The organism is Halorubrum sp. AJ67 (genome assembly GCF_000513435.1).
In genome coordinates this window covers 32,234-35,574 of the sequence record NZ_CBVY010000022.1, presented here as the reverse complement: position 1 = coordinate 35,574, position 3,341 = coordinate 32,234, and the positions used below count along the sequence as shown (strand labels likewise).

Sequence of the window (3,341 nt, the reverse complement as noted above, 5' to 3'; positions counted from 1 at the left end):
GACCGTTTCGTCTCCTGCCGCGCTCGACGCTGGTCGACACGGTTTTTGCGCCGGTCGTCGACCGATCCGCCGTGACAGACCCAACTGCCCACCACGTCGGGGTCACCGTCGCCGACCTCGACCGTGCCGTCGACTTCTATACCGAGACGTTCGACCTCGACGTCGTCGCCGAGTTCTCCGTCGGCGGCGACGCCTTCGCCGAGGCGGTCGCCGTCGAGGGCGCGTCGGCCGAGTTCGCGCACCTCGACGCCGGCGACGCAGTCGTCGAACTCGTCGCCTACGAACCGGCGGGCGAGGGAAGCGCGGATCCCGAACTGAACCGGCCGGGTGCGACCCACCTCGGTCTCAGCGTCGACGATGTCGAGGCGTTCTACGAGGACCTCGCGAACGACGTGGAGACGCTCTCGCCGCCCCGGACCACGTCGAGCGGGACGACGATCTGTTTTGTCAGCGACCCGGAGGGGAACCTGATCGAAGTACTCGACGCCTGAGACGGGGACGCCGACCGACCGCGCTCGCGGCCGGACTACCGGCTCGCCTCGCGGAGTACGAGCAGCGACAGCGGGAGGCTCGCGGCGACGAGGCCATACGCGCCGCCCACGATCGGTTCGAGGCCGAACTCGGGCGCGAGCAGGTAGCCCGCGGCGAACCCGATCGGGTCGCAGACGAGCGCGACGACGACGATCTGTGCCTGAACGGAGAGCGCTTCGAACCGACGGAGGAGGGCCATTACGGGCGACTATCGGTCGGCCCCCGACATAAAATTTCGAGAAACTGACCGGTCCGCGGGGACGTTACTTCACCTTCGTGCCCGGCCCGGCGTCCTCGTAGGTGGTGAGGAGGTCGGCCTCCTCGCCGGCGGCCAGCACCATGCCGTTCGACTCGACGCCGAACAGCTCCGCCTTCTCCATGTTCGCGAGGACGATCACCTTCGTGTCCGGCAGGTCGTCGACGTCGTGGAGCTGTTTGAGTCCCGCGACGATCGTCCGGCTCTCCGCCCCGAGGTCGACGGTGAGTTTCACGAGGTCGTCGGCACCCTCGATCCCGTCCGCCTCCTCGATCCGGCCGACCCGGAGGTCCAACTCTTGGAACTCGTCGAAGCTGATGCGGTCGTCGCTGAGGGGTTCGATGTCGGTCATGTCGGTGTCTCCGGTTGCGTCGCCGTCGTCGTTCCCGTCGCCGTTTTCGTCGTCGTCGTCGTCGCCGTTCTCCGACTCGGCGACTCGGGCTTCGAGCTTCTCGTTGAGCGCCTCGACGCGCTCGTCTTCGATCTGTTCGAACAGCTCGGTCGGCTCGCTCAGGTCGCCGGCGGGGGCCTCGCCGGCCGCCTCGACGGTCGCGTCGTGGACGGAGCCGGGCTCGCCGAGCTGGTCCCAGAGCCGCTCGCTCTTCTCGGGGGCGAGCGGCTCGAAGAGAACGGCGATGGCCTTCGCGAGCGCGACGCAGTCGTAGATGACCTGCTCCGCCTCCTCGGGCTCCTCGTCGACGAGCTTCCACGGCTCGTTGCGCTGGATGTACTCGTTGCCGAAGCGGGCGAGGTCGGTGACGGCGTCGCCGAGCGCCCGGACGGAGTAGTCGTTGACGGCGGCGGTCACGTCCTCGACTGCCTCGTCGATCCGCGCCGCCACGTCGTTGCTGGGGGCGTCGGCGTCCGGCCCGTCGTCGTAGTTCCGGTGGGCGAAGAGCAGGGAGCGGTAGAGGAAGTTGCCGACGGTCCCCACCAGCTCGGTGTTGACGCGCTCGGCGAACTTCTCCCACGAGAAGTCCACGTCCTGCTGGAACCCGCCGTTGGTCGCGAGGTAGTAGCGCAGCGGGTCGGGGTGGAACCCCTCCTCTAAGTACTCGTCGGCCCAGACGGCGCGGTCGCGGCTCGTCGAGAACCCCTTCCCGTCGAGGGTGACGAAGCCGCTGGCCATCACCGCGCGCGGCTCCGCGTGGTCGGTCGCCTCCAGCATCGCGGGCCAGAAGATCGTGTGGTGCTGGATGATGTCGCGGCCGATCACGTGGACGATCTCGCCGCCCTCGGGGAACTCCTCACTCGCGCCCTCCTTCCAGGCGGTCTCCCAGTCGAAGGCGTCGGGACCGACGCGCTCGGAGAACTGCTTCGTCGAGGCGATGTACTCGATCGGGGCGTCGACCCAGACGTAGAGCACGAGGTCCTGCGGATTCTCTCCGGGGTAGTCCACCCCCCAGTCCATGTCGCGGGTGATACACCAGTCCTGTAGCCCCTGCTCGATCCACTCGCGGGGCTGGTTCCGGGCGTTCGGCGTCCCTTCGAGCCGGTCGAGGAACGCGGAGAGGTAGTCGGCGAACTCCGAGACCGCGAAGAACTTGTGGGTGCGTTCGCGGTACTCCGCGGGGTTGCCGGTGATCGTCGACTCGGGCTCTTCGATCTCGCCGGGTTCGAGGTGGCGCTGGCACCCCTCGTCGCACTCGTCGCCGCGGGCGTGCGCGCCGCAGTACGGGCAGGTGCCCTCGACGTAGCGGTCGGGGAGGTACTGGTCGTCGACGGGGTCGTACGCGACCATGATCTCCTTCTCGTAGAGGTGGCCGGCCTCGTCGAGGTCGCGGACGAGCTCCTGGGTCAGCTCGACGTTCGTCTCGTCGTGGGTGTGGCCGTAGTTGTCGAACTCGACGTTGAACTTCGGGAACGTCTCGGCGTAGCGCTCGTGCCAGTCGAGCGCGAAGTCCTCGGGCGAGACGCCCTCCTGTTCGGCGTTGACCGCGACGGGCGTGCCGTGTATGTCGGAGCCGGAGACGAACGCGGTCTCCTGTCCGAGTCGTTCGAGCGCGCGGCTGTACACGTCGCCGCCGACGTAGGTGCGGAGGTGACCGATGTGGAGGTCGCCGTTGGCGTACGGCAGTCCACAGGTCACCACCGCCGGGCGGTCGGTGGGGAAGTCGTCGTGGCTCATGTGGTGTGTATGTCGTGTGTCGGTCGATCGGGTCTAAAGCCCGCTGGTTCGGGGCCGTCCGCGGAACGGTCCGTTCGCGTCGGTAGTACCGTTCGTGTCGGCTGGACCGCTCCTGTCCGGTGGCGGTCTCGCTCGCGTCTCGTCGGCGGCCCGGGCGCTACGGGAAGGCGACGGGCTTCGCCGCCGCGCCGCCGTCGACCGCGTTACCGGTCGTCGCCGACGCGACGGGTCCACCCGTCGCTAGAAGGAACGCATCCGCATTGCGGGCCGCCGGTGTCGCGTCACGAACGGTCGTTCGTCGTCGCGGAAAATAAAAGCACCCGTGTCGGCGGCTCGCAGCGGGCCGCGAACGCTCCGACCCGGCTCACGGCGGGCCGCGGGCGATTCGCCCAGACTCACAGCAGACCGCGGACGATCCGCGCCGCC

3 protein-coding genes are annotated in these 3,341 nt (G+C 68.7%); 1 reads left to right on the top strand and 2 read right to left on the bottom strand.

What is annotated here, in order from left to right; translation table 11 throughout:
* Positions 1 to 71: 71 nt before the first annotated feature.
* On the top strand, positions 72 to 491 hold the full coding sequence (locus BN903_RS13880) for a VOC family protein (RefSeq protein ID WP_048078307.1): 420 nt from the start codon (positions 72 to 74) through the stop codon (positions 489 to 491).
* Between the two features lie 35 nt (positions 492 to 526).
* Here BN903_RS13880 and BN903_RS13875 read toward each other — a convergent pair whose 3' ends face one another.
* Both BN903_RS13875 and metG read right to left on the bottom strand, forming a co-directional pair.
* A complete protein-coding gene (locus BN903_RS13875) occupies positions 527 to 730 on the bottom strand; it encodes a hypothetical protein (RefSeq protein WP_048078294.1) in 204 nt (67 codons plus the stop codon).
* Positions 731 to 794: 64 nt separating this feature from the next.
* On the bottom strand, positions 795 to 2,915 hold the full coding sequence (metG, locus tag BN903_RS13870) for a methionine--tRNA ligase (RefSeq protein WP_048078293.1): 2,121 nt from the start codon (positions 2,913 to 2,915) through the stop codon (positions 795 to 797).
* Positions 2,916 to 3,341 lie beyond the last annotated feature (426 nt).

Excerpts from the sequence above, each read along its gene's own strand:
- BN903_RS13875 (WP_048078294.1), bottom strand. The coding sequence starts at position 730 with ATGGCCCTCCTCCGTCGGTTCGAAGCGCTCTCCGTTCAGGCACAGATC.
- metG (WP_048078293.1), bottom strand. The coding sequence starts at position 2,915 with ATGAGCCACGACGACTTCCCCACCGACCGCCCGGCGGTGGTGACCTGT.